Source organism: Anabaena sp. TISTR 8404 (assembly GCF_056847745.1).
In genome coordinates, this window is record NZ_CP180578.1 from 4,336,585 (window position 1) to 4,359,153 (window position 22,569).

The 22,569-nt window shown below is 40.7% G+C and carries 19 protein-coding genes and 1 pseudogene; 11 read left to right on the forward strand and 9 right to left on the reverse strand.

Going from position 1 to position 22,569, the window contains the following annotated elements; translation table 11 throughout:
* Positions 1-145: 145 nt before the first annotated feature.
* Both ACMX3D_RS18835 and ACMX3D_RS18840 read right to left on the reverse strand, forming a co-directional pair.
* On the reverse strand, positions 146-1,225 hold the full coding sequence (locus tag ACMX3D_RS18835; protein WP_482747393.1) for a hypothetical protein: 1,080 nt from the start codon (positions 1,223-1,225) through the stop codon (positions 146-148).
* 42 nt (positions 1,226-1,267) lie between these two features.
* Positions 1,268-2,251 carry a hypothetical protein gene (locus ACMX3D_RS18840; protein WP_482747394.1) on the reverse strand — a complete coding sequence of 328 codons (984 nt, stop codon included), beginning with the start codon at positions 2,249-2,251 and terminating at the stop codon, positions 1,268-1,270.
* A gap of 549 nt (positions 2,252-2,800) precedes the next feature.
* Between ACMX3D_RS18840 and ACMX3D_RS18845 the strand changes: the two genes are divergently transcribed.
* The 7 genes from ACMX3D_RS18845 to ACMX3D_RS18875 all read left to right on the forward strand — a co-directional run bounded on the left by ACMX3D_RS18845 (position 2,801) and on the right by ACMX3D_RS18875 (position 12,588).
* The gene (locus tag ACMX3D_RS18845) at positions 2,801-3,553 is read left to right on the forward strand and encodes a winged helix-turn-helix domain-containing protein (protein WP_482747395.1); all 753 of its coding nucleotides are present in this window, start codon (positions 2,801-2,803) and stop codon (positions 3,551-3,553) included.
* A 59-nt stretch (positions 3,554-3,612) separates the two neighbouring features.
* Positions 3,613-4,938: an ATP-binding protein gene (locus ACMX3D_RS18850; protein WP_482747396.1), complete on the forward strand. Its 1,326-nt coding sequence runs from the start codon at positions 3,613-3,615 to the stop codon at positions 4,936-4,938.
* A 28-nt stretch (positions 4,939-4,966) separates the two neighbouring features.
* Entirely contained in the window at positions 4,967-5,632 is a 666-nt protein-coding gene (gene phoU, locus ACMX3D_RS18855; RefSeq protein ID WP_482747397.1) for a phosphate signaling complex protein PhoU, read from the forward strand.
* A 397-nt stretch (positions 5,633-6,029) separates the two neighbouring features.
* Positions 6,030-8,237: a PhoX family protein gene (locus tag ACMX3D_RS18860; protein ID WP_482747398.1), complete on the forward strand. Its 2,208-nt coding sequence runs from the start codon at positions 6,030-6,032 to the stop codon at positions 8,235-8,237.
* 207 nt (positions 8,238-8,444) lie between these two features.
* Positions 8,445-9,065 (forward strand): Crp/Fnr family transcriptional regulator, encoded by a 621-nt coding sequence (locus ACMX3D_RS18865; RefSeq protein WP_482747399.1) that lies wholly within the window; start codon positions 8,445-8,447, stop codon positions 9,063-9,065.
* Between the two features lie 135 nt (positions 9,066-9,200).
* Complete coding sequence (locus ACMX3D_RS18870) at positions 9,201-10,850, forward strand: iron uptake porin (RefSeq protein ID WP_482747400.1); 1,650 nt, start codon at positions 9,201-9,203, stop codon at positions 10,848-10,850.
* A 112-nt stretch (positions 10,851-10,962) separates the two neighbouring features.
* A complete protein-coding gene (locus ACMX3D_RS18875; RefSeq protein WP_482747401.1) occupies positions 10,963-12,588 on the forward strand; it encodes an iron uptake porin in 1,626 nt (541 codons plus the stop codon).
* A 56-nt stretch (positions 12,589-12,644) separates the two neighbouring features.
* Here the strand turns inward: ACMX3D_RS18875 and ACMX3D_RS18880 are convergent, their stop codons facing one another.
* Positions 12,645-12,905, reverse strand: coding sequence for a hypothetical protein (locus ACMX3D_RS18880; RefSeq protein ID WP_482747402.1), 261 nt, complete (start codon positions 12,903-12,905; stop codon positions 12,645-12,647).
* 120 nt (positions 12,906-13,025) lie between these two features.
* Here ACMX3D_RS18880 and ACMX3D_RS18885 point away from each other — a divergent pair, with 120 nt between their 5' ends.
* Positions 13,026-13,640 (forward strand): DUF3318 domain-containing protein, encoded by a 615-nt coding sequence (locus ACMX3D_RS18885; protein ID WP_482747403.1) that lies wholly within the window; start codon positions 13,026-13,028, stop codon positions 13,638-13,640.
* 44 nt (positions 13,641-13,684) lie between these two features.
* On the opposite strand, the gene ACMX3D_RS18890 is transcribed toward ACMX3D_RS18885, so the two are convergent.
* Both ACMX3D_RS18890 and ACMX3D_RS18895 read right to left on the reverse strand, forming a co-directional pair.
* Positions 13,685-15,376, reverse strand: coding sequence for a glycosyltransferase family 39 protein (locus ACMX3D_RS18890; RefSeq protein ID WP_482752379.1), 1,692 nt, complete (start codon positions 15,374-15,376; stop codon positions 13,685-13,687).
* 157 nt (positions 15,377-15,533) lie between these two features.
* Entirely contained in the window at positions 15,534-16,769 is a 1,236-nt protein-coding gene (locus tag ACMX3D_RS18895; protein WP_482747404.1) for a glycosyltransferase, read from the reverse strand.
* A gap of 177 nt (positions 16,770-16,946) precedes the next feature.
* Here ACMX3D_RS18895 and cofH point away from each other — a divergent pair, with 177 nt between their 5' ends.
* The 3 genes from cofH to ACMX3D_RS18910 all read left to right on the forward strand — a co-directional run bounded on the left by cofH (position 16,947) and on the right by ACMX3D_RS18910 (position 20,426).
* On the forward strand, positions 16,947-18,080 hold the full coding sequence (cofH, locus tag ACMX3D_RS18900; protein ID WP_482747405.1) for a 7,8-didemethyl-8-hydroxy-5-deazariboflavin synthase subunit CofH: 1,134 nt from the start codon (positions 16,947-16,949) through the stop codon (positions 18,078-18,080).
* Positions 18,081-18,216: 136 nt separating this feature from the next.
* Entirely contained in the window at positions 18,217-18,612 is a 396-nt protein-coding gene (psb27, locus tag ACMX3D_RS18905) for a photosystem II protein Psb27 (RefSeq protein ID WP_482747406.1), read from the forward strand.
* A gap of 329 nt (positions 18,613-18,941) precedes the next feature.
* Positions 18,942-20,426, forward strand: coding sequence for a family 10 glycosylhydrolase (locus ACMX3D_RS18910; RefSeq protein ID WP_482747407.1), 1,485 nt, complete (start codon positions 18,942-18,944; stop codon positions 20,424-20,426).
* 85 nt (positions 20,427-20,511) lie between these two features.
* On the opposite strand, the gene ACMX3D_RS18915 is transcribed toward ACMX3D_RS18910, so the two are convergent.
* The 4 genes and pseudogenes from ACMX3D_RS18915 to ACMX3D_RS18930 form a co-directional block, all read right to left on the reverse strand.
* Positions 20,512-21,108, reverse strand: coding sequence for a transposase (locus ACMX3D_RS18915; RefSeq protein ID WP_482747408.1), 597 nt, complete (start codon positions 21,106-21,108; stop codon positions 20,512-20,514).
* Positions 21,066-21,458 (reverse strand): helix-turn-helix domain-containing protein, encoded by a 393-nt coding sequence (locus ACMX3D_RS18920; protein WP_482747409.1) that lies wholly within the window; start codon positions 21,456-21,458, stop codon positions 21,066-21,068. Before ACMX3D_RS18920 ends, ACMX3D_RS18915 begins: the two co-directional genes overlap by 43 nt.
* A 176-nt stretch (positions 21,459-21,634) precedes the next feature.
* On the reverse strand, positions 21,635-22,294 hold the full coding sequence (locus tag ACMX3D_RS18925) for a response regulator (RefSeq protein WP_482747410.1): 660 nt from the start codon (positions 22,292-22,294) through the stop codon (positions 21,635-21,637).
* A 156-nt stretch (positions 22,295-22,450) separates the two neighbouring features.
* Positions 22,451-22,567: pseudogene (locus tag ACMX3D_RS18930) on the reverse strand (IS982 family transposase); the annotation flags it as partial.
* Positions 22,568-22,569: the final 2 nt, after the last annotated feature.

Consider the following 22,569-nt stretch of genomic DNA (forward strand, 5'->3'; position numbering starts at 1 on the left):
TTCCTCCTCGTAAGAAACCTTTAGACAACGGTAAGCCAGATAAAACAGATCCCTAATTATCAATAAAAATTCATAATAAATTATGACTAAAAATTAGAGACGTAATTCCAAATTACGTCTCTTAATTAATGTCTTTATATCTTAGCTATTTATTTTTCACTTGGCTTTTTGCCTGTTCTAATGCTATCTCTTTAATTGCTTGGTATGAATTGACATTGGCAGTACCTTCAATAGCCTTAACTGCTAAATCTTGAACTTGTTTGAGCGCAGACTCTAGTTGTTTTGAGAGATTTTGTATACGTGTTTCTTGATTGGTAATAGTCTGTTCTAGAGATTGTAATCTCTGCTCATAGAAACGCTTTTGCCCTTCTACTTCTTTAGCATATAAATCTGCTTTTACCTTTGCCTGGTAATGAGCAATACCTTTACCTTCTTCCGTAGCTTTTTTCTGGGCTGCTTCTTTTTCTTTCGGGAATGCTTCTACCTTAGCTTTAGCTTCTTCAAATTGCTTTTCTCGTTCAGCAATTTGTTTTTCACGTTCATCCCACTGCTTTTCTGTTTCTTGTTGAAATTCTTCCAACTGCTTGTATAAGGTTTTTTGGCTTTGTTCATATTCATCAGCTTCCAACTTACGTTGAAGTTCTAAATCATATTTATACTCTGCTGTATCTCTTTGTCGAGTTTTATTTAAGTTATCATTGCGTTCTTTAATTGACTGTTTATATTCGTCTTGTTCTTTTTGCCAAGCAATTCGTTGCTCTAGTATCTCTTGTGAAAGTATTTCATAACGTTGACTATACTCTTCTTGATATGCCTTAGAATTATCTTCATAGGCTGTAATTAAAGTGTCTAATGTATCTTCGGCAATTTCTAAATTATGTAATTGTCTTAAGGCTGCAATTTCATTTTCTACAGATTGCTGAATTTCTCCTAATTTAGAAGCTTGTGTAGTCAACTGTTCTGATAGCTCATTCGCCGCACTACCAAAGCCTAATTGAATTTTAGCTAGGCTTTCAATTGTATAATTCATTTTTTGTTGGATAGTAGCTGGCTTATTCATAGCTGTATTTTGTTCTACTTTGGGGTTCTCTATGTTGACAGTTTGACTAGCTTTTACAGCTTGATTTAATTGAGTTCTTAATCCTGATGTTTCTTTCGCCAACTCTTCATAAGCTTGCAAAATTTCGGCTTTGGTATTCTTATCTGTTAGTTTTTTACCAACCATAATTAACCTCCAATGATTCTCAATTATTCAGACAAGAACTATCTATTTAGCAGTAGAATTACCAAAAGCTCTCATTGCTAAATCTTGTGCCTGCTTCAAAGTGGCTTGTAATTGTGTCGAAATACTTTCGATTTGCTCAGTTTGTTTTGTAATTGTCTCTTCTAAGCTTTGGATTTTGAGTTCATAGCTTTGCTTAGTAGATTCCCACTCTTTCTCAAATAAATCAGCCTCAATTTTGGCTTTTTGGCTAGTTTCTTTGATTGCTTCTTCTCGAGCTTTTTTAATTGCTTCTTCTAGTTCAGCGGGGAAAGCTGCAACTTTTTGTTGATATTCTTTAAATAAAGCTTGATTACTAGAGAGAATTTTTTCTCGTTCAGTCCAGTCTTTGTCTTTTTGCTGTGTTTTTTCTTGAATATCTCTTTCTAAGTTGCGCTTCTTCGCTTCATAAGCGTCTGTAGTTAGTTTACGAGTTGTTTCTAATTTATATTGATATTCTTCTTGTTCTTGTAGACGTTCTTTAACAGTAACATCATTGTATGCTGTTACTGCTTCTTCATACTCTGATTGTTCTTTTTGCCATTCTTTCCGCTTGAGAGCAATTTCTTTCTCAATTGCTTCTTTTTTGCTGGCAGTATCTTGTTCTAGAATTTTTAATTTTTCTAGATGTTCTTGAGTAAGAATATCTAGTGTATCTGCTACAATTCTAATCCTTTGAAGTTCTTGTAAATGTTGCGTTTCTATTTCTATCGCTTGGTTCAGTTCATCTAGTTTGGAGTTTTCCTTAGCTAGTTTTTCTGATAGGGAGTTGACAATACTACCAAATTCCAATTGTAAATCTGCTAAGCCTTTAACAATACTATCAACTGTATATGTAGAAGCCGCATTTAAAATGTCTTGATTTTTTGCTTTTTCTGCTTCTTCTTGTTTGGTAGCAATTTTTGATTCTAATTTTTTTCTTTCAGCTAAAATCTGTTGAAATGCTTGCATTAGTTGCTGTTTGCTGTCTTTAACTGCAACTGAAGTCATACTCAAACTCCCTTAATTAGCAATGAATTGATTGGGTAGCAAACCATACCAATATCTACCCTATGCAGACATCAGAGTAACCTTTAAAACAGTACTTTTTGTTCAGTACAAATACTGGAATGATGCAATACTAAAACTTGATTCCGATGTAAATTGACCGTACTGTTTTTTGTAGGTATGGTTTCTAATTTGAAATTTTATAGTATATTTGTACTATAAATATACTCAAATTCATTTGTCATTGTCAATAGATAGTGGATGCTGCCGTGAGGATATGTGATTTATGTGCTAAAAAGCTTGTATTTATGGGATATAGCAGGTAAAAATTACGTATTATGCACCCGCAAAATCGTAATATTAAGATTTAATAAAGAATTTTGCTTGCCAAGAAGCGACAAATTTGCTTTATAATCTTGTTAAGATAGCTGTTACATATGTTACTTTTTGCAAAGTTATTTGCAACGGTGCAACTGTAAATGTACCGAGTAGTTAGATAATTGACTCAATTCTTATATTGATACAAGCACAGGGCAGACTTTTGTGATATCAATGTACACCAGTGAATCGACCAAGTATTCTGCCAGAGCAGATATCGGACACACAAGCCAGATTCTAGTGGTAGAAGATGAAGAGCTAATCCAAGAGATGCTCGCTGTAGCATTGGAGGAAGAAGGTTATGGGGTTGTGACAGCCCCAGATGGACGGGTTGCGGTCGAATATCTCAAAAGTTTTGAACCCAACTCAGGCGAGTTTCCTTTTGACTTGGTGATTCTTGACTTAATGTTGCCCCAAATTAATGGGCTAGATATTTGTCGCTTGCTGCGTCATCAAGGCAACCCAGTACCGATTTTGATGCTCAGTGCTAAGGGTAGTGAAACCGATCGCGTTTTGGGTTTAGAAGTTGGCGCAGATGACTATCTCACCAAACCCTTTAGTATGCGGGAATTAGTGGCTCGTTGTCGCGCACTACTGCGTCGTCAGCGTTTAAGTACTTTACCGCAGCTACCAGTTCTGAAATACAAAGACGTTAGCTTAAATCCCCAAGAGTGTCGCGTGTTAGTGCGGGGTCAAGAAGTAAATCTTTCCCCAAAAGAATTCCGGCTGTTGGAGTTGTTTATGAGTTATGCGCGGCGAGTTTGGTCGCGGGAGCAATTGCTTGATCAGGTTTGGGGGCCAGATTTCGTTGGAGATAGCAAAACTGTAGATGTTCACATCCGTTGGTTGCGGGAGAAGTTAGAGTTAGACCCTAGCCACCCCGAATATATTGTGACTGTGAGAGGATTTGGCTATCGTTTCGGATAATTGGTGAAGATAGTTGTTAGTTTTTATTAATCACGACGCAACTAGCAACTGGGACTCACATGTTCTTATTGGGATTTATTCTAGGTTTGGCGGTAGGTATCGGGTTTTGGATTTGGCAACAGGTTCAACTAAACCGCTACCTGGGCAAAGTTCTACAACCCTACTCTAGTTCTACGGAGGTAGCTCTGCCACTGCTACCTCGTTTGCGTCAAGAAATCAAAACATTACAGCAACAACGTCAAGATTTGCAGCAATCCCTGCAAACTTATCAAGACCTGCTGGATTTTGCACCCATAGGATATTTGCAAGTAGATGAAGAAAATCAACTGCTGTGGTGCAACCAACAAGCACGAGAAATTTTATATCTGCAAAGATGGCAACCAGGACAGGTACGTTTGTTGCTAGAGTTAGTGCGGTCTTATGAATTAGATCGGTTGATTGAGCAAACACGCGATCGCCAAAAACCCCAAACTAAAGAGTGGTTATTTCATCCCTCGTCCGACAATGCAGCAGAATTACCCACCATCAAATCTATAACTTTACGAGCATCTGGCTTGCCCTTGCTTAATGGCCAAGTAGGCGTATTTTTGGAAAATCGTCAACCACTTTTGGACGTAAATCAAGAACGCGATCGCTCGTTTTCTGATTTAGCCCACGAACTCAGAACACCTTTGACTTCGATTCGGCTGGTGGCGGAAACTTTACAACATCGCTTAGAACCACCCTTAAATCGCTGGGTTGACCGCCTTATGCAAGAAGTTGACAGATTAATTAGCTTAGTACAAGGCTGGTTAGAATTGACGCAAATCGAAGCTAACCCCAAAATGCAACTGCATCTTGAGCCAGTAGAAGTGCGATCGCTAATTACGTCTGTTTGGGAAACTTTAGAACCCTTAGCACAAAGACAACATCTTTCTCTTCACTATTTTGGGCCAGAAGACATTTGGATCAAAGCTGATCAAGCACGGATTTATCAAGTTTTTCTCAACTTGCTAGACAACAGCATTAAGTACAGTAGTCCTAACACTAGTATTCAAGTAGAAGCAAAAATAATATTTTCTGATGATCATCAGAATAATTCTACATCTTCCACTTTAGAACTAAATTTAATTGATTCAGGTACAGGTTTTGCAGAAGCAGATTTACCCCATATTTTTGAGCGATTTTATCGAGGGGATCAAGCCAGGACTCACACTCCCTTGTCAGAGAGCAATTCTATCGGTTCAATTGTTGGTAATGGTTTGGGTTTAGCAATTGTACGGCAAATTCTCTTGGCTCACGGTGGTTCCATTAAAGCCATGAATCATCCCAAAACAGGAGGTGCTTGGATGCAACTTATACTTCCTGAAGTTATGGCGAACTATCAAAGCCAAGACTATAGTTAATAGTATCTTCACTTTTGAGAATACAAGTGTGGAAGCTGTCGTTTATAACCCCAACCCTGACAGTTCTCAGTTGGCACGCGCTATCAGGCGCTTAGAACGAGATGTTTTACGTATGGGAGCTTTGGTAGAACAATCATTTCGCCTTAGCCACCAAGCGTTATTTGCTCGTAACTTAACCGCTGCTGAAGAACTCCCTCAATTAGATAAAAAAATTGATCGCTTTTATAGACAAATAGAATCAGACTGTACAGCTATCATGACACAAGCACCAACAGCCCAAGATTTGCGCTGTTTAAGTGCTTTTATGCAATTAGTACGAGATTTAGAACGTATAGGTGATTATGCCAAAGATTTAGCCGAAATCGCGGTGAAACTCTTTCCTTATTCACCTCATGCTTCTTTGCCAGAAATTGAAGTCATGTCACACCACGCACAAGCGATGTTAGCAACTAGCTTGGTGGCTTTGGCAGATTTAGATGAAGCTGGTGGCCGGGGAATTAAATACTTAGATGATGCTGTAGATAATGCTTACGATCGCCTTTATCAAACTTTAGCCCAGCAGCGGGATTTGCCAGGAGTAGTAGAGCCAATTATACTACTAGCGCTGGCAATTCGTTGTCTGGAACGTATGGCAGATCATGCTACTAATATTGGTCAAAGAGTGGCTTACATCGTCACTGGTCAACGCTCTTAATAAAATAGGGGAAGAAAACCTAATGAAATTTTTCTCTGTTTGTTGGTGAAAAGTTTGGCACTAGATTCTTCCAGATGATAAGTTTGATTGTTTTAGCAAATTTTCTGTAACTAAATACCAAAATTAAAAAAATCGAGAATTGGAAATTTAGACATGCCAATTCTCGATTTTTTTCTGAACTGATTTCTGCTAATTTCCATCAATCGTGATTATTTAACCAATACGGTTTTTTTTCACTATTGACCATTGACTGTTGACAAATATAGGCCACTAGCGCAAGTCATAAAAAAGTTAAAAATTACTTAACTGACTTAGATTTCACTAAAAGTTTACCTATTCTTAACCTTGGATGATTAGAGTATCCGAAAGCACAATAGACATCGCTTTACTGATATAAATGAGTATCAAGCGTCGGGATTTCTTGCTATTAATGGGAGGTAGCGCTAGTGTATTAGCGCTGAGTAATCTCACAGGTTGCGGTCAAAATACTACGACGCAAAAAACCACATCATCAGTGGTAGGGTCGCCATTCTCATTTAAACCAGTTCAGGGGCCAATACCCTTAGAAACCGCAGGTTTCAACCCAGAACAGCAGCAAGCCAGATATAGTTCTTATGAAGTATTAGATGACTTGATCCTGCCAGAAGGGTTTGAATACCAAGTAATAGCAGCTTGGGGTGATCAAGTTGGTAATTCCCGCTTCGGTTACAACAACGACTATTTGTCTTTTATCCCCACGGCAGACAATGCTGGTCATCTCGCAGTCAACTTTGAGTATATCAGCGCTATTCCTTGGATGGAAACCTATCAGCAAGTTATTGGCAAATCCCTGCCATTTGCAGATGTGAAAACAGCTTTAGATAGCACAAATTCAGGAAAAAGTGAAATTAATGCTTATGCTTTGCCAGATAATGACCCGATAAAAACTAAAATTGCTGAAATTTGTCAAGAAGCCTTATTAGACCAAGGACTAGGTGTAATTTCGCTACGTAAAACAGCAAATGGGAAGTGGGAAAGAACTAATTCCACAGCCGATAGACGAATTAGCGGCATTTCTGGATTAAAAGATAATCGGTATTTGCAAGCAACTGGCCCCGCAGTCGCGGTATTTCGGAAACAAACAGGTCAGGGATACATAGATGAACTAGGCGATCGCATTATTGGTACTTTTGGCAATTGTGCTGGTGGAACAACACCTTGGGGAACAGTTCTCAGCGCCGAAGAAAACTTTCAAGCCCAAGTACCAGAACCAGTCTACGCCGATGGCACAGCTTTTGACCCTGGGACATTGCCGTTTGCTTTGGGTGATGAAGAATTATTTGGTCAGGGGAATGTATTTGGTTTAGCGGGAAATAAATACGGTTGGATTGTGGAAATTGATCCAGCGAACCCACAAGATTACGGTACGAAGCATACTTGGTTGGGACGTTACCGCCATGAAGCTGTGGGTGTGCGGGTAGAAGCAGGTAAACCACTAGCTTTTTATTCAGGATGCGATCGCCGGGGTGGACACATCTATAAATTTGTCAGCTTTGATCAAGTCAGCAATCCCCAAGACAAAGCTAATTCTCGTCTATTGCAACAAGGAATGCTATATGCAGCTAAATTCAACGCTGATGGTACTGGTAGCTGGATACCTCTCAAAGCTGAAACTCCTGTTAACCCAGATGTTCCCAGTAATATTGCTGGCAATATCATACTCTTACCACTAGGCTCCAAAGCTGAAAAAGCAGACCTGAAAGCAGGTTATTTACCAGTTACCAAAGATGAGGCGATCGCAGATTACAAGCAAAAGTACCAAAAACTGGGAGATCTGTACATCGGAAACCCCGAAGAAAAGCAAGGTGTAATTTTAATTGATGCACACTACGCCGCTAACGCAGCTGGCGCTACCTGCACAGCACGTCCCGAAGATACAGAAATTGCACCTAATGGCGACTTGTACATTAGCTTTACATCTGGTGCTGCTGACAAACAAGGTGGTTCTGATGTGCGAGTGTTTAAAAGTCCCAAAGGTGAAGCAGGCTATGAATACGGCTGGGTGATGCGTTTAAGCGAAGATAACAACGACCCCGCAGCACTAACTTTTCGTTGGCAAATGTTAGCCACAGGTGGGGAACCAGCAGCGGGCGGTATGGGTTTTGCTAATCCCGATAATTTATTACTTGATCCTCAAGGAAATGTCTGGATGGTGACTGACATTTCCACTTCAAAACTCAACAACACTGTCAACAACCGTAATGCTGAACCAGGAAAATCTGTGAGTTTGTCTGGTTTGTTTGGTAATAACTCTATGTGGTTTATCCCTACCACTGGTGCAGATGCAGGTAAAGCTTTCTTATTTGCGATCGCACCAATGGAATGTGAAACTACTGGCCCCTGTTTTACACCTGATCAAACAACCATGTTCTTATCTATACAACACCCAGGAGAAACAAATGGTACTCGCAGAAACCAAGCTATCGAAACTAGACAATTTGTAGTTACTACTACTACAGGCACAGAATTTTTACAAACTCGCCAAGTTCCCGTTGGTTCTAATTGGCCTGATAAAACTTCCAATGCACCTCCTAAACCAGCGGTGATTGCAATCGCAAAATCCTAATTCAATATAAATTTACTGACAAACAACATCAAAAGATTCAATTAGTTATATAAGGATAAACCTACTATTTCTCAGCCAAATTGTTATTAAATTATCAAGCAGATAGCTGCTAGAAAATAGCAAAAAATAATTTTTATAGATTAGCAGATTTTCTGCGATCGCCCACTAAAACATTCCAAATTTTCACTAGCTACCATTAAATTTCTAATGACATCCACTAGTCTGACACCAACCTTCCCCAAGGCATCTGTTAGTGAACAACTATCACTAAAAATTTTTGCCCGTAAAGAAATAATTCCCTTGCGTAACGAGATACTATGGCGGATAGAGCGTGGCGCAGTTCGTACCTTAACTTGGGCGGAAGATGGTACGTTCATCACTTTAGGTTATTGGGGGCCAGGAGATTTGATTGGTTCTCCATTATCTAAAGTTAAACCCTACCAAATTGAATGCCTGACAAGTGTAGAGGTAAGTGTTGTACCATCTTATCTCTGGCATCAAGATATTGAAGGTTTATTTGCCCATATTCAACAGTCAGAAGAACTTTTAAGCATAGTCCATCTCAAACCAATTTCCCTCCGCTTATGGAAATTTTTGGTATGGCTCGGTGACAAATTTGGGCGAGATGTGGAACAAGATAAAGTTATTGATATCAACATCACCCATCAGGAAATAGCAGAAGTTTTAAACACAACTAGAGTGACAATTACAAGACTATTACAACAATTTGAAGAAGCAGGCGTATTGTTAAGATACAAGCGGCGCATTATTTTACGTTTACCAAATAAATTTACTACAGAAACTATAGTTAAAAACAATGTTTATTGACTTGTGTTAATTGCATCGTATCTGTTATATATATTGATGCCTGGAATTATGAACATATACCCAAAAAACAAGCAGTAATTGTAGCCGAAATACAGCCATACATTTTACTAGTGGGTGTGAGTGAGAGTTAAGATAATGAGCAAAATTTTTTGGAATGTAATGAAAGTCAGTCCAGCAGTTTTAGCTGCGACCTTATTAGCTGCTAACAGTGCTTTAGCAGGAGAAGCTAACGAACAAATCACAACGGTTGCGCAGTTGTCCCAACAATCTGACAGCATGGGACAAGTGACATCAGTATCGCAGTTCTCTGATGTGCAACCTACAGATTGGGCATTCCAAGCTTTGCAGTCTTTAGTGGAACGTTACGGTTGTATTGCAGGTTATCCCAACGGCACATATCGCGGGAACCGTGCTTTGACTCGTTATGAGTTTGCAGCAGGTTTGAATGCTTGTTTAGACAGAGTTAACGAACTAATTGCTACAGCCACAGCTGATTTAGTCACCAAAGAAGATTTAGCAACGTTACAGCGTTTACAAGAAGAATTTTCTGCTGAACTGGCAACTTTGCGCGGTCGAGTAGATGCACTAGAAGCACGGACTGCGGAATTAGAAGCAAATCAATTCTCTACTACCACCAAGTTGGTTGGTGAAGCGGTTTTTGACGCATCTCAAGTTTTTGGAGACAATGTAGCAGTACCCAATCCTCAAACACCAACAAGGGATTTAACTTCTAACACTACTTTCGATTATCGGGCGCGTTTAAGCTTATTAAGCAGTTTCACAGGCACAGACCAACTGCAAGTCCGGTTACAAGCTGGTAATAACGTCAATGGTACACCAAGTGTAACTGGAACAAATCAAACCCGCTTGGCTTTTGCAGACAATACTAACAATAACGTTCAAGTCGATAAAGTTAACTACGCTTTCAATCTGGGCAACTACGCTCGTGTCAAAATTGATGCCAACACTGCCGAGTTATGGGAGAACGTCAACGTCTTCAACCCAGATTTTAGAAGCAGTGGTACAGGTGCAATTTCACGTTACGGACGTTTCAGCCCGATTTATCGTCTAGGTTCTGGCGGTGCTGGTTTAACGGTTACTCTTAACCCTAAAGGTGCTATTAGCTTGACTGGAGCTTATTTAGCATCTAAAGCCAGCACACCCGATTCAGGTTTTGGCTTGTTCAACGGTGACTACACAGCTTTTGGACAATTAGAATTTAAACCTAGCAAAGCCTTTAACATTGGTCTCGCCTACGCCCATACTTACGACGGTGCTAGAACTTCACCTGCTGGTACTGCAAGTAACAATATCAATTTCATAGGCACTACAGGTAGTACATTTGCTGGCGCTCCCTTTGGTACTGGTGTTGCTACTACAGGTAATCACTACGGTATACAAGCAAGCTTTCAGCCTAGCAATAAGTTGACTCTTGGTGCTTGGGCTGGATACTCCAATGCTGTAGCTGAAACCAGCTCAGGAACCATCAGAAGAGGACAAAATGCAGATGTCGTCTACTGGGCTGGAACCTTAGCTTTCAAAGATTTTGGTAAAGAAGGTAACGTACTGGGTATTGTATTTGGTCAGCAGCCAACAGTTACAGATACTCCCGTTGCTAATCGTAGAGATGGAGATACTGCCTATCATCTAGAAGGTCTGTACAAAATCAAGGTTAGCGACAACATTCAAGTTACTCCTGGCTTGTTAGTTATTTTCAACCCTGAAAATAACGATAGAAACGACAACATTTACGTCGGTACAATTCGTACCACTTTCACTTTCTAAAACATCACTTACGTGATATAATAGAAACAAAGTTAATGGGTATTTTCCCTTAAAAATAATGAGGGATGTACCCATTAAATTTTGACGGTATGGTGTGAGTGAAAGCAAAATCATGACAAACTCTTTCTGGAATGTACTAAAAGTCAGTCCAGCAGTTTTAGCTGCGACCTTATTAGCTGCTAACAGCGCTTTAGCAGGAGAAGCTAACGAACAAATCACAACGGTTGCGCAGTTGTCCCAACAATCTGACAGCATGGGACAAGTGACATCAGTATCGCAGTTCTCTGATGTGCAACCTACAGATTGGGCATTCCAAGCTTTGCAGTCTTTAGTGGAACGTTACGGTTGTATTGCAGGTTATCCCAACGGCACATATCGCGGGAACCGTGCTTTGACTCGTTATGAGTTTGCAGCAGGTTTGAATGCTTGTTTAGACAGAGTTAACGAACTAATTGCTACAGCCACAGCTGATTTAGTCACCAAAGAAGATTTAGCAACGTTACAGCGTTTACAAGAAGAATTTTCTGCTGAACTGGCAACTTTGCGCGGTCGAGTAGATGCACTAGAAGCACGGACTGCGGAATTAGAAGCAAATCAATTCTCTACTACTACCAAGTTGGTTGGTGAAGCTATTTTCAGTGTAACTGCGCCTTTTGGTGACGATCGCGCTGATACAGACACTAATCCCAACAACAATCGTGATTTAGATAGCAACGTCACTTTCTCTGATCGGGTGCGGTTAAACTTGTACACCAGTTTCACAGGATCAGATAGATTGCAAACTCGTCTGCAAGCTCGGAACATTGCCTCACTTGGCACTGGTGTTACCGGAACCAACATGACTCGGTTAGGACATGATGGTGACAACGGGAACGAGGTTGAAGTTGATAAACTCAACTATGAATTCAACCTGGTAAGTGATGCAATCCGAGTCAAGGTTGACGCATTTGGTGCAGAACTGTGGAATAACATCAACGTGTTCAACCCTGACTTCAGAAGTAGTGGTACAGGTGCTATTTCTCGTTATGGACGTTTCAGCCCCATTTATCGGGCATCATCTCCTGGTGGCGCTGGTTTGACTGTCACATTCAATCCCAAAGGGCCTATCAGCCTGACAGGCGCATACCTTGCACCAAGAGCTAGTGATCCCACCAGTGATAACGGCCTGTTCAATGGAGCTAACGCATTCTTTGGTCAAATAGACTTTAAACCAAGCAAGTTGATAAACGTTGGTTTTGCCTACTCTCACGCCTATCAGAACCCCGCTTTTGGTGTGAACTTGTTTGGCAGCCAAGGTAGCTCTATCTCTAACAGACCCTTTGGTAACGTTGCTACCTCAACTAATAACTACAGTATCTTAGCTAACTTCCGCCCTACCGATAAAATTTCCGTTGGTGGTTGGGTAGGTTACACAGATGCCCAAATTGAAGCTGGCCCAACCTCCGGTAATGCAGATATTTGGTACTGGGCTGCTAATTTGGCTATTAAGGACTTGGGTAGAGAAGGCAACACCTTGGGTGTAATTTTCGGTCAACCACCTAAAGTAACAGATCTAAATTTTGGTACTGCTGCAAATACCGATAGAGACACTTCTTATCACTTAGAAGGTCTTTATAAAATCAAAGTCAGCGATAACATCTTAGTTACCCCTGGCTTGTTGGTTATATTCAACCCTGAACATAACGACAACAACGATACTGTCTATGTAGGTACACTCCGTACTACATTCTCTTTCTAGAATTTAGTTTTGGATGAGATGAGATAAATAAAAGCCCACTGTTACGTGGGCTTTTTTTATTGGGGATGATCATCCTCTTGTTTTGCCAAATCTGATGGAGGCCGATCGCTACTCCAAGCCCACCACGCACAACCACATTGGCATTTATAAAACTCCTGCCATTTGCGACGATGTTCTTCTGAGATGACAGGCGATCGCCGATTAATCCAAACTTGTAATGCTTCTAGACTGCTGGAACGGCAGGTAGGACAGCAAAATTCATACGCATGAACTGCCTCGGATGTCCATTCAGGTGGGATGGGAGCAAAAGCGTCCATGTAATTTAAAATTTAATCTCAGTAGGCAGCATATAAGCTCGAATTAATATAGATCTGTTTATCTAGTATTTTGATAAATTCGGCTGTTTTTTTACAACTCTTAATTTCTATAAGTTCAAAATGGAGCCAAATGCTGAAATCCGGCGGTTATTAGATGTCATGCCTGCTTCTGGCAGAATGACAACCAAAATCGTCAGTAAACCAGAGCAAGCCACAGTCATTGATGCTACCTTTCCCCTACCTTGGCATCAAGATAGACCGATATACATTAATTTTGATTTGTGGAGTCGTTTAACAAAACCGCAACGGGATTTACTGCTGTTGCAGAAAGTTAGCTGGTTAACAGGGGTGAGATGGTTTAAACCGGATATTTATCAAGGTGTAGTGCTGTTGGGATTGTTGGCTGGATTAATCGAATCTTCACAGTCAGATGCTGTAGGTGTGGCTGTTGCTGGCGGATTAAGTGCGATCGCCATTTTCCGCATCTGGCGTACTAACAAGTCATCAGAGTCAGAGTTAAATGCAGATGCAGCAGCAATTAAAATAGCTCAACGCCGGGGTTATTCCGAAACAGAAGCGGCACAACATTTACTATCTGCAATTGAAGCAGTAGCCAAAATTGAAAAACGTTCTGGGTTAAATTTTAGCGAGTTGATTCGTTGTCAAAACTTACGAGCGATCGCTCTTTTGTCTCCTGTGGGTATACCGGAGTTTTTTAACGCGGAGGAACGCTAAGGTAAACGCAAAAATACGCGCAGAGAAGCACAAATGACTATTGATTATTCACAATGATAAATTTTGTACTCGTAACCGTTGACTGCTGGTAAAGATTGAGTTTCCGCAAGACATTTTTCTGCTTCTGCTGCTACTGGGGCATGGAAATTTACTAACCACAAATCAAAAGGTTTTGGTAGCGTCTTTAAAATATTATTGAGGGTATTTGTAGAAGTATTCGGGTCTTGGTCTTGATGGGCAAGTATAAACTGAAGTGATGGTGAAGGAATATTGGAAATTTTCCACTCTCTAGCAATACCCATCATTTCACCAATTTGGACATGAGTAATTTGGGTAGTAGCAATCACTGCTGGAACTTGGGATGTTTGTCTGATTAATTGTAAAAACAAGTCAGGACGGTAGTATTTTTGATATCCCAGATTACAAATCACAGTTATTGCACTACAAAATCCCATCAGCCAAATTATTGCTACAGCTTGTTTGCCAGTAATTTTTTGATTGTTTTGAGTAGTTTGCCAACGAACTGCTAAACTGGCTCCGAGTAAAAGGATGACAGCAGGAAAATAAACAAAGTTATAACGAGCGCCTCTGGTTAAATCAATTCCGAGGAAATAAGTGAAGACAAAAAATAATGCGATCGCAGCTAAAATAATTCCCCATAAAACCTGAGTTTCTGGTTGTTGAAGTTGAACTTTGACTCCCCGAATGAATATCGGTAAAAACCAAATAAAGAAAATCAACATTACCAAACCAGAAATTAAAATAATTGCCAATTGTGGTGCTTCAACTGGGAGTAAAAACAACATTGTCACCCAAGCGGCAAAAGCTTGAAAAAGTGGATTTAGCCACTCAAATCCTTGACGCGGTTGTTGTATCCAATCTGTTAATTTATCACCATAACTATTGTGTAAAAAGATTGGTAGCCAAACTATACCTGAGACAGCAGTACCAGCAGCAACAGCATAAATTCGTCGCCAAGGAGGAGATAAAAAAGTGCGTTGTCGCCAACCAAGGAAAATTAAAACTAAGGCTTCACTACCTAAGGTAAGAACAAAAAAGTAATGGGTAGCAATTCCTAAAGCGTTAATTCCTATCCAAGAAAGTGCGGTGGTGATGGGTAATTGTGTGCGATTTTGAATGTGGCGTGTAGCGATAATCAAGCAAGCAAAAGATGCAATCACCCACAAAATTGCCAAAGTGTAATGACGTGCTTCTTGCGCCAAAAAAATAGCGTAGGGTGATACTGCCATGATAGCAGCAGCGATATGTGCAATCAAGCGAGAGCGAAAAGTTAGCCAACCTAAACTATAGATAGCGGGAATAGACGCAGCACCAAAAATTGCAGCGAGCGATCGCGCCCCCCATAATGAAACTAGACCTTGTTGTGTCAGAAATAACTGCATCCACCAGTGGGCTAAGAAAAAATACAGTGGCGGATGATTCGTTTCGTGGCTTAAGTGCGCCCAAACATCTTGTACAGTGGCACTTGGTTGTGGTTGTAGTGGTTGTAATAAAATATCAGGTGCGATCGCTTGGTCTAAAGATACTGGTAAAAAACTATTTCCCAAGCTAAACACTAAAGTCGAAAATTCATCAGTCCAAGGCGGCTTGGCAGTTAAATTGGTGAAACGCAAACCAAGACCAATTAGCAACCAAAGCAGTAACAGCAAAAAATGAAACCAAGGATTATTAATAACAAGCTGCCAATTCTCCGATATTGGTTTTGGGGTAGACATTTCGTCTGCTAAAGGCACGCGGCGGTTAGCAAAGGTAGAGAAAAATAGGATCGCATATTTGTAAAATTTCGATGCACTCCCAAAAAAAACTTTCATAGCCGCGTCATTTACAAGTCAACTCTAGATATTTTGACTTGAATTGTCAATTTAAGTTCGCTTATTTCACATCAGTTACGCGCCAACTCAGTTTTAAGTTCACCCAAAAATTCCAGACAGTAGCAACTGCGATCGCAATCAAGTTAGCAATATAACGATTGGGAATTATCAAATTAAACACCAAATTTAACACCAAAACATTAATTGCTAACCCTGCCAAGCAAACAAGATTGAATTTTAAAAATCGCTTGACTCGGTGATGCCATTCTTGCTGTTGCATCGCTACATCTGCAAATGTCCAAGCATCATTCCACAAAAAATTGTTGAAAATTGCAATTTCACCAGCAATAATTTTGCTTCGTGTCAAGGGCAAAGCCAGAGTTGATGGGTCACTAAGTAAATAAAGTATTGCCATATCCACAAATACACCACTTAGTCCTACCAAGCCAAAGCGGAGAAATCGACCAATTGGGAAAGAAGATTTTTGCCCCGCCTGTTTTGTTGTCAGCCGTAGGCGCAATAAGTGATGCAGGTATTCTACATATTGCTTCCATGTCACTTTACTTTCACCTTTTTTGCGTTCGCAGAATACGTAACCAACCTCAGCAATGTTTTCTACATTTCCCCTTCCAATCACTTCTAAAAGAATTTTGTAACCTACAGGATTAAGTGTTACACCAGCAATACAACTGCGACGCACCATAAAATAACCACTCATCGGGTCAGAAACTCTCCCAACTACCCCAGGCAAGATAATCAAACCCAACACTTGAGCGCCACGAGACAAAAAACGCCTGACAACACTCCAACTGCTGACACCACCACCTTCCACATGACGACTAGCTACGGCCAAGTCTGCGCCCTGTTCGATACTACGTAACATCTGTGCCAGCACTTCTGGTGGATGCTGTAAATCCCCATCAATTACTCCTAAAATCCGCCCCCTAGCAACTTGCCATCCACGAATGACTGCTGAAGATAATCCTCGTTCCTGTTGACGACGCATCACCCGCAAGTGGGGATATTCTGCTATCATCGATTGCGCTACTTCCCAAGTGCGGTCTGGACTATCATCATCTACCACTATTAGCTCGTAATCTCCTGGGATCAATTCTTCTATCAGTTCACTTAGTATCTTGATTACCTTGGCGATGTTGTCACGCTCTTTATAAGTAGGAATTATCAAAGAAAAATAAATGCTTTGACTATCTATCGTCAGATTATGAGCCGGGAACTCAGGAATCTGTAACGCACTCGATGGCACTGATAATAATGTATGAGTTGGACTGTTGTTCATTGAGCTAAATCAACTTGGGGAGGAAGCAGTAGGCAATGAGGATGTTAACCTATTTTATATTTCTTCACATAGTTTGGTTTTTCGTCGCAGTTATACTTAACAAGAAATGAGATTGAGTCTGTAGATGCGTAAATGAACACAGTAAAACAGCAATTATCTGAGTTTTAGTAATTAATTGTGATAGAAACTTCTGTTAAATACATTCTTGAGCGTGCCTTAATGGGGTACGATTTATCTCCTCAAGAGGGAGTATTTTTATTAAAACAAACTGACCCAGAGGCGATCGCATCCATTCGTAGCACGGCTGATCAACTCCGCTACAATCAGGTAGGCGACACTATTACTTATGTAATTAACCGTAATATCAATTTCACTAACATCTGCGAACAGCATTGTAGTTTTTGTGCTTTCCGCCGAGATGATGGTGATGCAGGTGCTTATTGGTTAGATTGGGAGCAAATTTTAGAAAAATCCCAAGATGCAGTCGGGCGTGGGGCGACGGAAATCTGTATGCAGGGGGGATTAAACCCGCAAGCCCAAATTAACGGTAAATCTTTACCTTACTACCTCAAGTTAGTGGAAACTATCAAACAAGAATTTCCGCAAATTCACTTACACGCCTTTTCTCCCCAAGAAGTGCAGTTTATCGCCAGAATTGATGGACTGGATTATCAGACTGTGATTGCAGCTTTGCGAGATGCTGGTGTCGGTTCTATGCCAGGTACAGCAGCCGAGGTGTTAGATGACGAAGTGAGGAAAGTATTATGTCCAGAGAAAATTGATACAGCGACTTGGTTAGAAATTATCTCCACAGCACACAAGTTAGGTTTACCTACCACTAGCACCATGTTATCCGGGCATATTGAAACCCCAGAACAGCAAATTGGGCATTTAGAAAAATTGCGATCGCTGCAACAAATTGCCATCCATCAAGGCTATCCCGCAAAAATCACAGAGTTTATTTTATTACCATTTGTCGGTCAAGAAGCGCCAAAATCTTTACGCCGTCGAGTTGGGCGCGATCAACCAATTCTAGCTGATGCCCTGCTATTAGGGGCTGTAGCCCGGATTTACTTGGGTAATTGGATTCCAAACCATCAGCCAAGTTGGGTAAAGTTGGGACTAGCGGGTGCGACAGAAGCTTTAGTTTGGGGTTGTAACGATATTGGCGGCACTTTAATGGAAGAACATATCACTACAATGGCTGGTGCTATTGGTGGTACTTGTATGGAAGTGGAAAGTTTACAAGCTGCGATCGCATCCTTAGGACGGCCTTACCAACAGCGAGATACTTTGTATCAAAAAGTGTGAAGTATTAAGTATGAAAGATAAAATTTTTTACTGATTTTATCCTTTATCTAGATATCCTTCATTCTTCTCATGATCCCCATGATACCAATCCAAGATAGGATGGACGATGATTTACGTGTAGTTTCAGATAATGCTTATGAAACGCTATTGGTCGCGTCTGCTTGCTTTGGTTTTGGTTTTAGCTATCGGCTTAATCGGCTGTTCTAGCCCTGATAGCTTGACAGGGGATTATCGCCAAGACACATTAACTGTAGTCAGTACCCTGAGAAAAGCCCTAGAAGTAACTGAAAATTCACCAGATAAAGCAGCAATTCAGGCAGAAGCGCGTCAAAAAATCAACGATTTCTCCGCCCGCTATCAACGGGCTGGTTCTATTTCTGGTTTAAGTTCTTTTACAACCATGCGTACCGCCCTCAACTCTCTGGCGGGACACTACAGTTCTTACCCAAATCGTCCAGTTCCACAAAAGCTGAAAAATCGTCTAGAACAGGAGTTCCAGCAGGTAGAGTCTGCATTGAAGCGTGGTGCTTAATTATCCTTGATCAGAGTTCAGAGTTATTACTTTGGACTCTTGATGATCATTTTTAAACGCGGAGGTACGCTGAGATCAACGCAAAGGTGCGCAAAGTTTTTATATTGCTGATCAATGAAAACAGCAGCTTAAAATTTTAACTTTGATAAATGCTTGTGAAGGAATTAGGTCAGTATTGACCAGAACATCACAAAATTAAAAAATTTAGCAACAGTAATTAGGGTTTAGGAGTCTCGAAAATTAGGCTTCCAAGCCCTTATTTTTGGACTATAACAATTGATACACCTTAATACCCAATTCCTGTGAATTTTTACATCTACCTTGTAGGCATGTTTAACAGATCCACAAAATCTTTGTGGCAGAGCTTGTTTGCTGTGGTTTTTAGCAGTAGTCTGTTGATGCCTAACTTTATTAGCCAACCAGCACAAGCACAAGTCAAACAAGATTGCCAGTTATCGACGACAGCAGCACAAACAAAAGAAAAGTTGCGTTTGTTGGCATTAAAAGGCGATCGCGATGCCCAAAGCCGCTACCAGCAGTTGTTACGCCAACACGCCCAAGAGTTAAAAGAATGCCGCAGTCGTAATTGGCCAAAAATCCAAGCTGTTTGGTTACGTTTGTATCCTTGTGATATTCAACCAGGGACAATTGACCAAATTATGGATCGCATGGTTAATCGTGGTTATAACCAAATTTATGTAGAAACATTTTATGATGGGCAGGTACTACTGCCCGCAGCCGATAACAACACGGTATGGCCTTCTATAATTCGTACTCCAGGGGCAGAAAAAATTGATTTACTCTCAATCGCAATTCAAAAAGGGCGGGAACGTGGATTAAAGGTTTATGCCTGGATGTATACGGCTAATTTTGGTTATACCTACGCGCAACGTCCAGATCGCGAAGCTGCGATCGCCCGTAACGGTAAGGGGCAAACTAGCTTATATGTTGTAGATAACAGTTCCCAGGTATTTATTGACCCCTACAATATGCAAGCCAAACGCGATTATTTCCAGATGGTACAGCAAGTGCTACGCCGTCGCCCGGATGGTTTGCTATTTGATTATGTGCGTTATCCCAGGCAAGCTGGTAGTGATTCTATCGCCACAAAAGTCACTGATTTATGGCTATTTACCCCAGCGACTCAAGAAGCATTATTTCATCGGGCTTTGAATTCTAAAGGGCTGGATTTGATTCGACGATTTCTCAGTAAAGGATACGTCACCGCAGGCGATATAGATCAAGTCGATAAACTTTATCCCCAAGAAGGTGAACCAATGTGGCAAGGGCGCATTCCGCCACCACAAGAAAAGGCACTTTTACCAGCAGCTGACAGACAACCAACTTTGCAGGTTGAATTGTGGCAGTTGATGGTTGCCCATGCTATGCAAGGTATTTTGGATTTTGTCGCTTTAGCAAGTTACCCAGCACAACAGCTAGGTATTCCATCGGGAGTGGTGTTTTTCCCAGATGGCAACCAAATGGTGGGGCAAGGGTATGATTCCCGCTTGCAACCTTGGGATCGATTTCCGAGTAACTTGCAGTGGCACGCTATGGCTTATGCGACTTGTGATGATGTTAGTTGTATTGCAACCCAAGTGCAACGAGTGATCAGTGCCGCAAAACCAGGGACACAAATTATTCCCGCCTTGGCAGGGGCATGGGGGCAATCAACCAGCAATCGCCCATCTCTAGAAGTACAAATGCAGGCACTACGTAAATTTGCGCCCCAACTGGCGGGAGTGAGCCATTTTGCATATTCTTGGCAGTACCCTGAGAATGATAGTGATCGCAAATTTTGTCGTCTTCGGTAAAAACGTATCAGGGAGGAAAATTTTGCCTCCCTCAATTTCATAAGGTTAATTATGATTTGGTCTGTTTATACAGCAGATTTGAGGTTCATGAGGTACAGTAGCAGCAATTAGTAAACCAATTTTTTAGATGCTTTGGATCAACTAGTTTCAGCGCAATTTTAATTAAACCATCAACGACAGATGCACTCTTGGGAGAAAATTGTTTCAGAAAAGCTTTTAATTGTGACCACCAATGTTCAATTGGATTGAATTCAGGAGAATAAGGAGATAGATAAAGAACACTTGCTCCCACTCCTTCAATCAAAAGCTGAATCTCTTCGACTTTATGAGCAGGTAGATTATCCATTACAACGACTGCACCAACCCATAATTGCGGAAGTAAAAAATGTTCTACAAAAACTTTATATGCATCTCCATCCATTGAGCCGTTTAAAGTCATCACCGCTAAAACTTTCTTTAAGCTAATTCCTCCGATTACACTTATTTTTGCTCCCCGGTAATATGGTTTAAAATTATACGCTCTAGTGCCGCGCTCGCTTCTTTGATGAGTCCTAGTTAAGCCAAGTAAAACACCCATTTCATCTATAAATACAAGGTTTTCTGGGTCTACTTGCTTTACTTTCTCCCAATACTCTATTCTCAGTTTTTGGACTCTTTCTGTTTTTCCTTGGCTGCTACGCAAAGTCTTTTTTTTCGAGTTAATTTTTGTTTTTGTAATGCACAACACATCACACTTGCACACACCCAAACGTTGTATTTTTCTCCAAAATATTCGCAATATTCCAATAAAGTTGCATCTGGGTAAATTTGAACCATTTCGGCTAATTCGCTCGCGAAATCATCTAGCCTACCCTTCATGGCTCCACCTTGCTTTTTGGGTTCTAGATGTCCTTGCACTCTATGAAGTTGGATTAGCTTTTGCACATAGCTTTTTGCTACACCAAATTGCACAGCAACCTTTCTTATTGAAGTACCACCCTTTTCGTAAGTATTTACTATTTTTTCTCGTAAATCGATTGAGTATGCTTTCATTTTAAGTCTTGATGCACCAATACTATGTGTACCTCATTTACCTCGAAAGTGCTGTAGTAGTAGCTATCTGTCCCCTGTCACCGTTTGGCTGACGCGGAAGTTGAGCTTGTCGAAACTCACGGCGGAAGCCTGTCACCTGCTATTTCCAAACTTCTCAAAAAATTGCCTGCAAGTTTTTAAACAAGTGCATTAACACAGCCAACTTGCACTGCCCTGGTAGCAGCCTCGGTGCGGTTCGTTACTCCTAACTTATTCAGTACATGGCTCACATGATGTCTAATGGTAGAAGGACTCAGTTTCATTCGTTGAGCGATCGCTTCATTACTCAATCCTAAAGCTAACAGTGATAATACCTCTTGTTGTCGCTTGCTCAATTCATAGAGAGATTGGGATGGTGGTTTGTGCGGTTGCAACAACGCTTGAATAACTTCTTTGTTTAACATAGAACGCCCCATTGCTGCTGCTCGTATGGCATCTGCTAATTCATCAATTGAAATCCCCTTCAGCAGATAGCCAATGGCTCCGGCTTGTATTGCTTGCTTTACTAAAGCATTTTCAAAAAAACTGGTCAAAATTAACACCTGAATATTTGGGTATTTTTTGCGGATAGCTTTTGTGGTTTCTGCCCCATTCATCCCCACCATCATCAAGTCCATCAGCACCACATCTGGTTGCAACTGTTCGCACAAACATACTGCCTCATCTCCGTTACGTCCTTCTCCTACTAATTGAATATCATCAAAGGCCAGTAAGAGAAACTTGATACCTCCTCGCAAGATTTCGTGATCATCAACAGTCATGACACGAATTGGTTCAACTAATGTATCTTTTGTCATATAAAAATTCTTTATGAGAGAATTCTTTTTGATACGTTATTGTTCCATTCTCCGTGTTTATACTTGGATTTTCTTAATTTTTAATTAATAGAGGTGTAATATTATGTCATAACGAGTTAGTTAACATGACACATCAATAAGTAACCTGAGTTCGGGTTAAACATACTGTTGAAGGCTAGGTTTCTTAGGTTGATGACAATAAGCAATTAATCTGCAAAGAACGTTAACAAAAAAATTAACGGGGCTTCAGTGTCTGGAATGTTCAATTTGAGAGC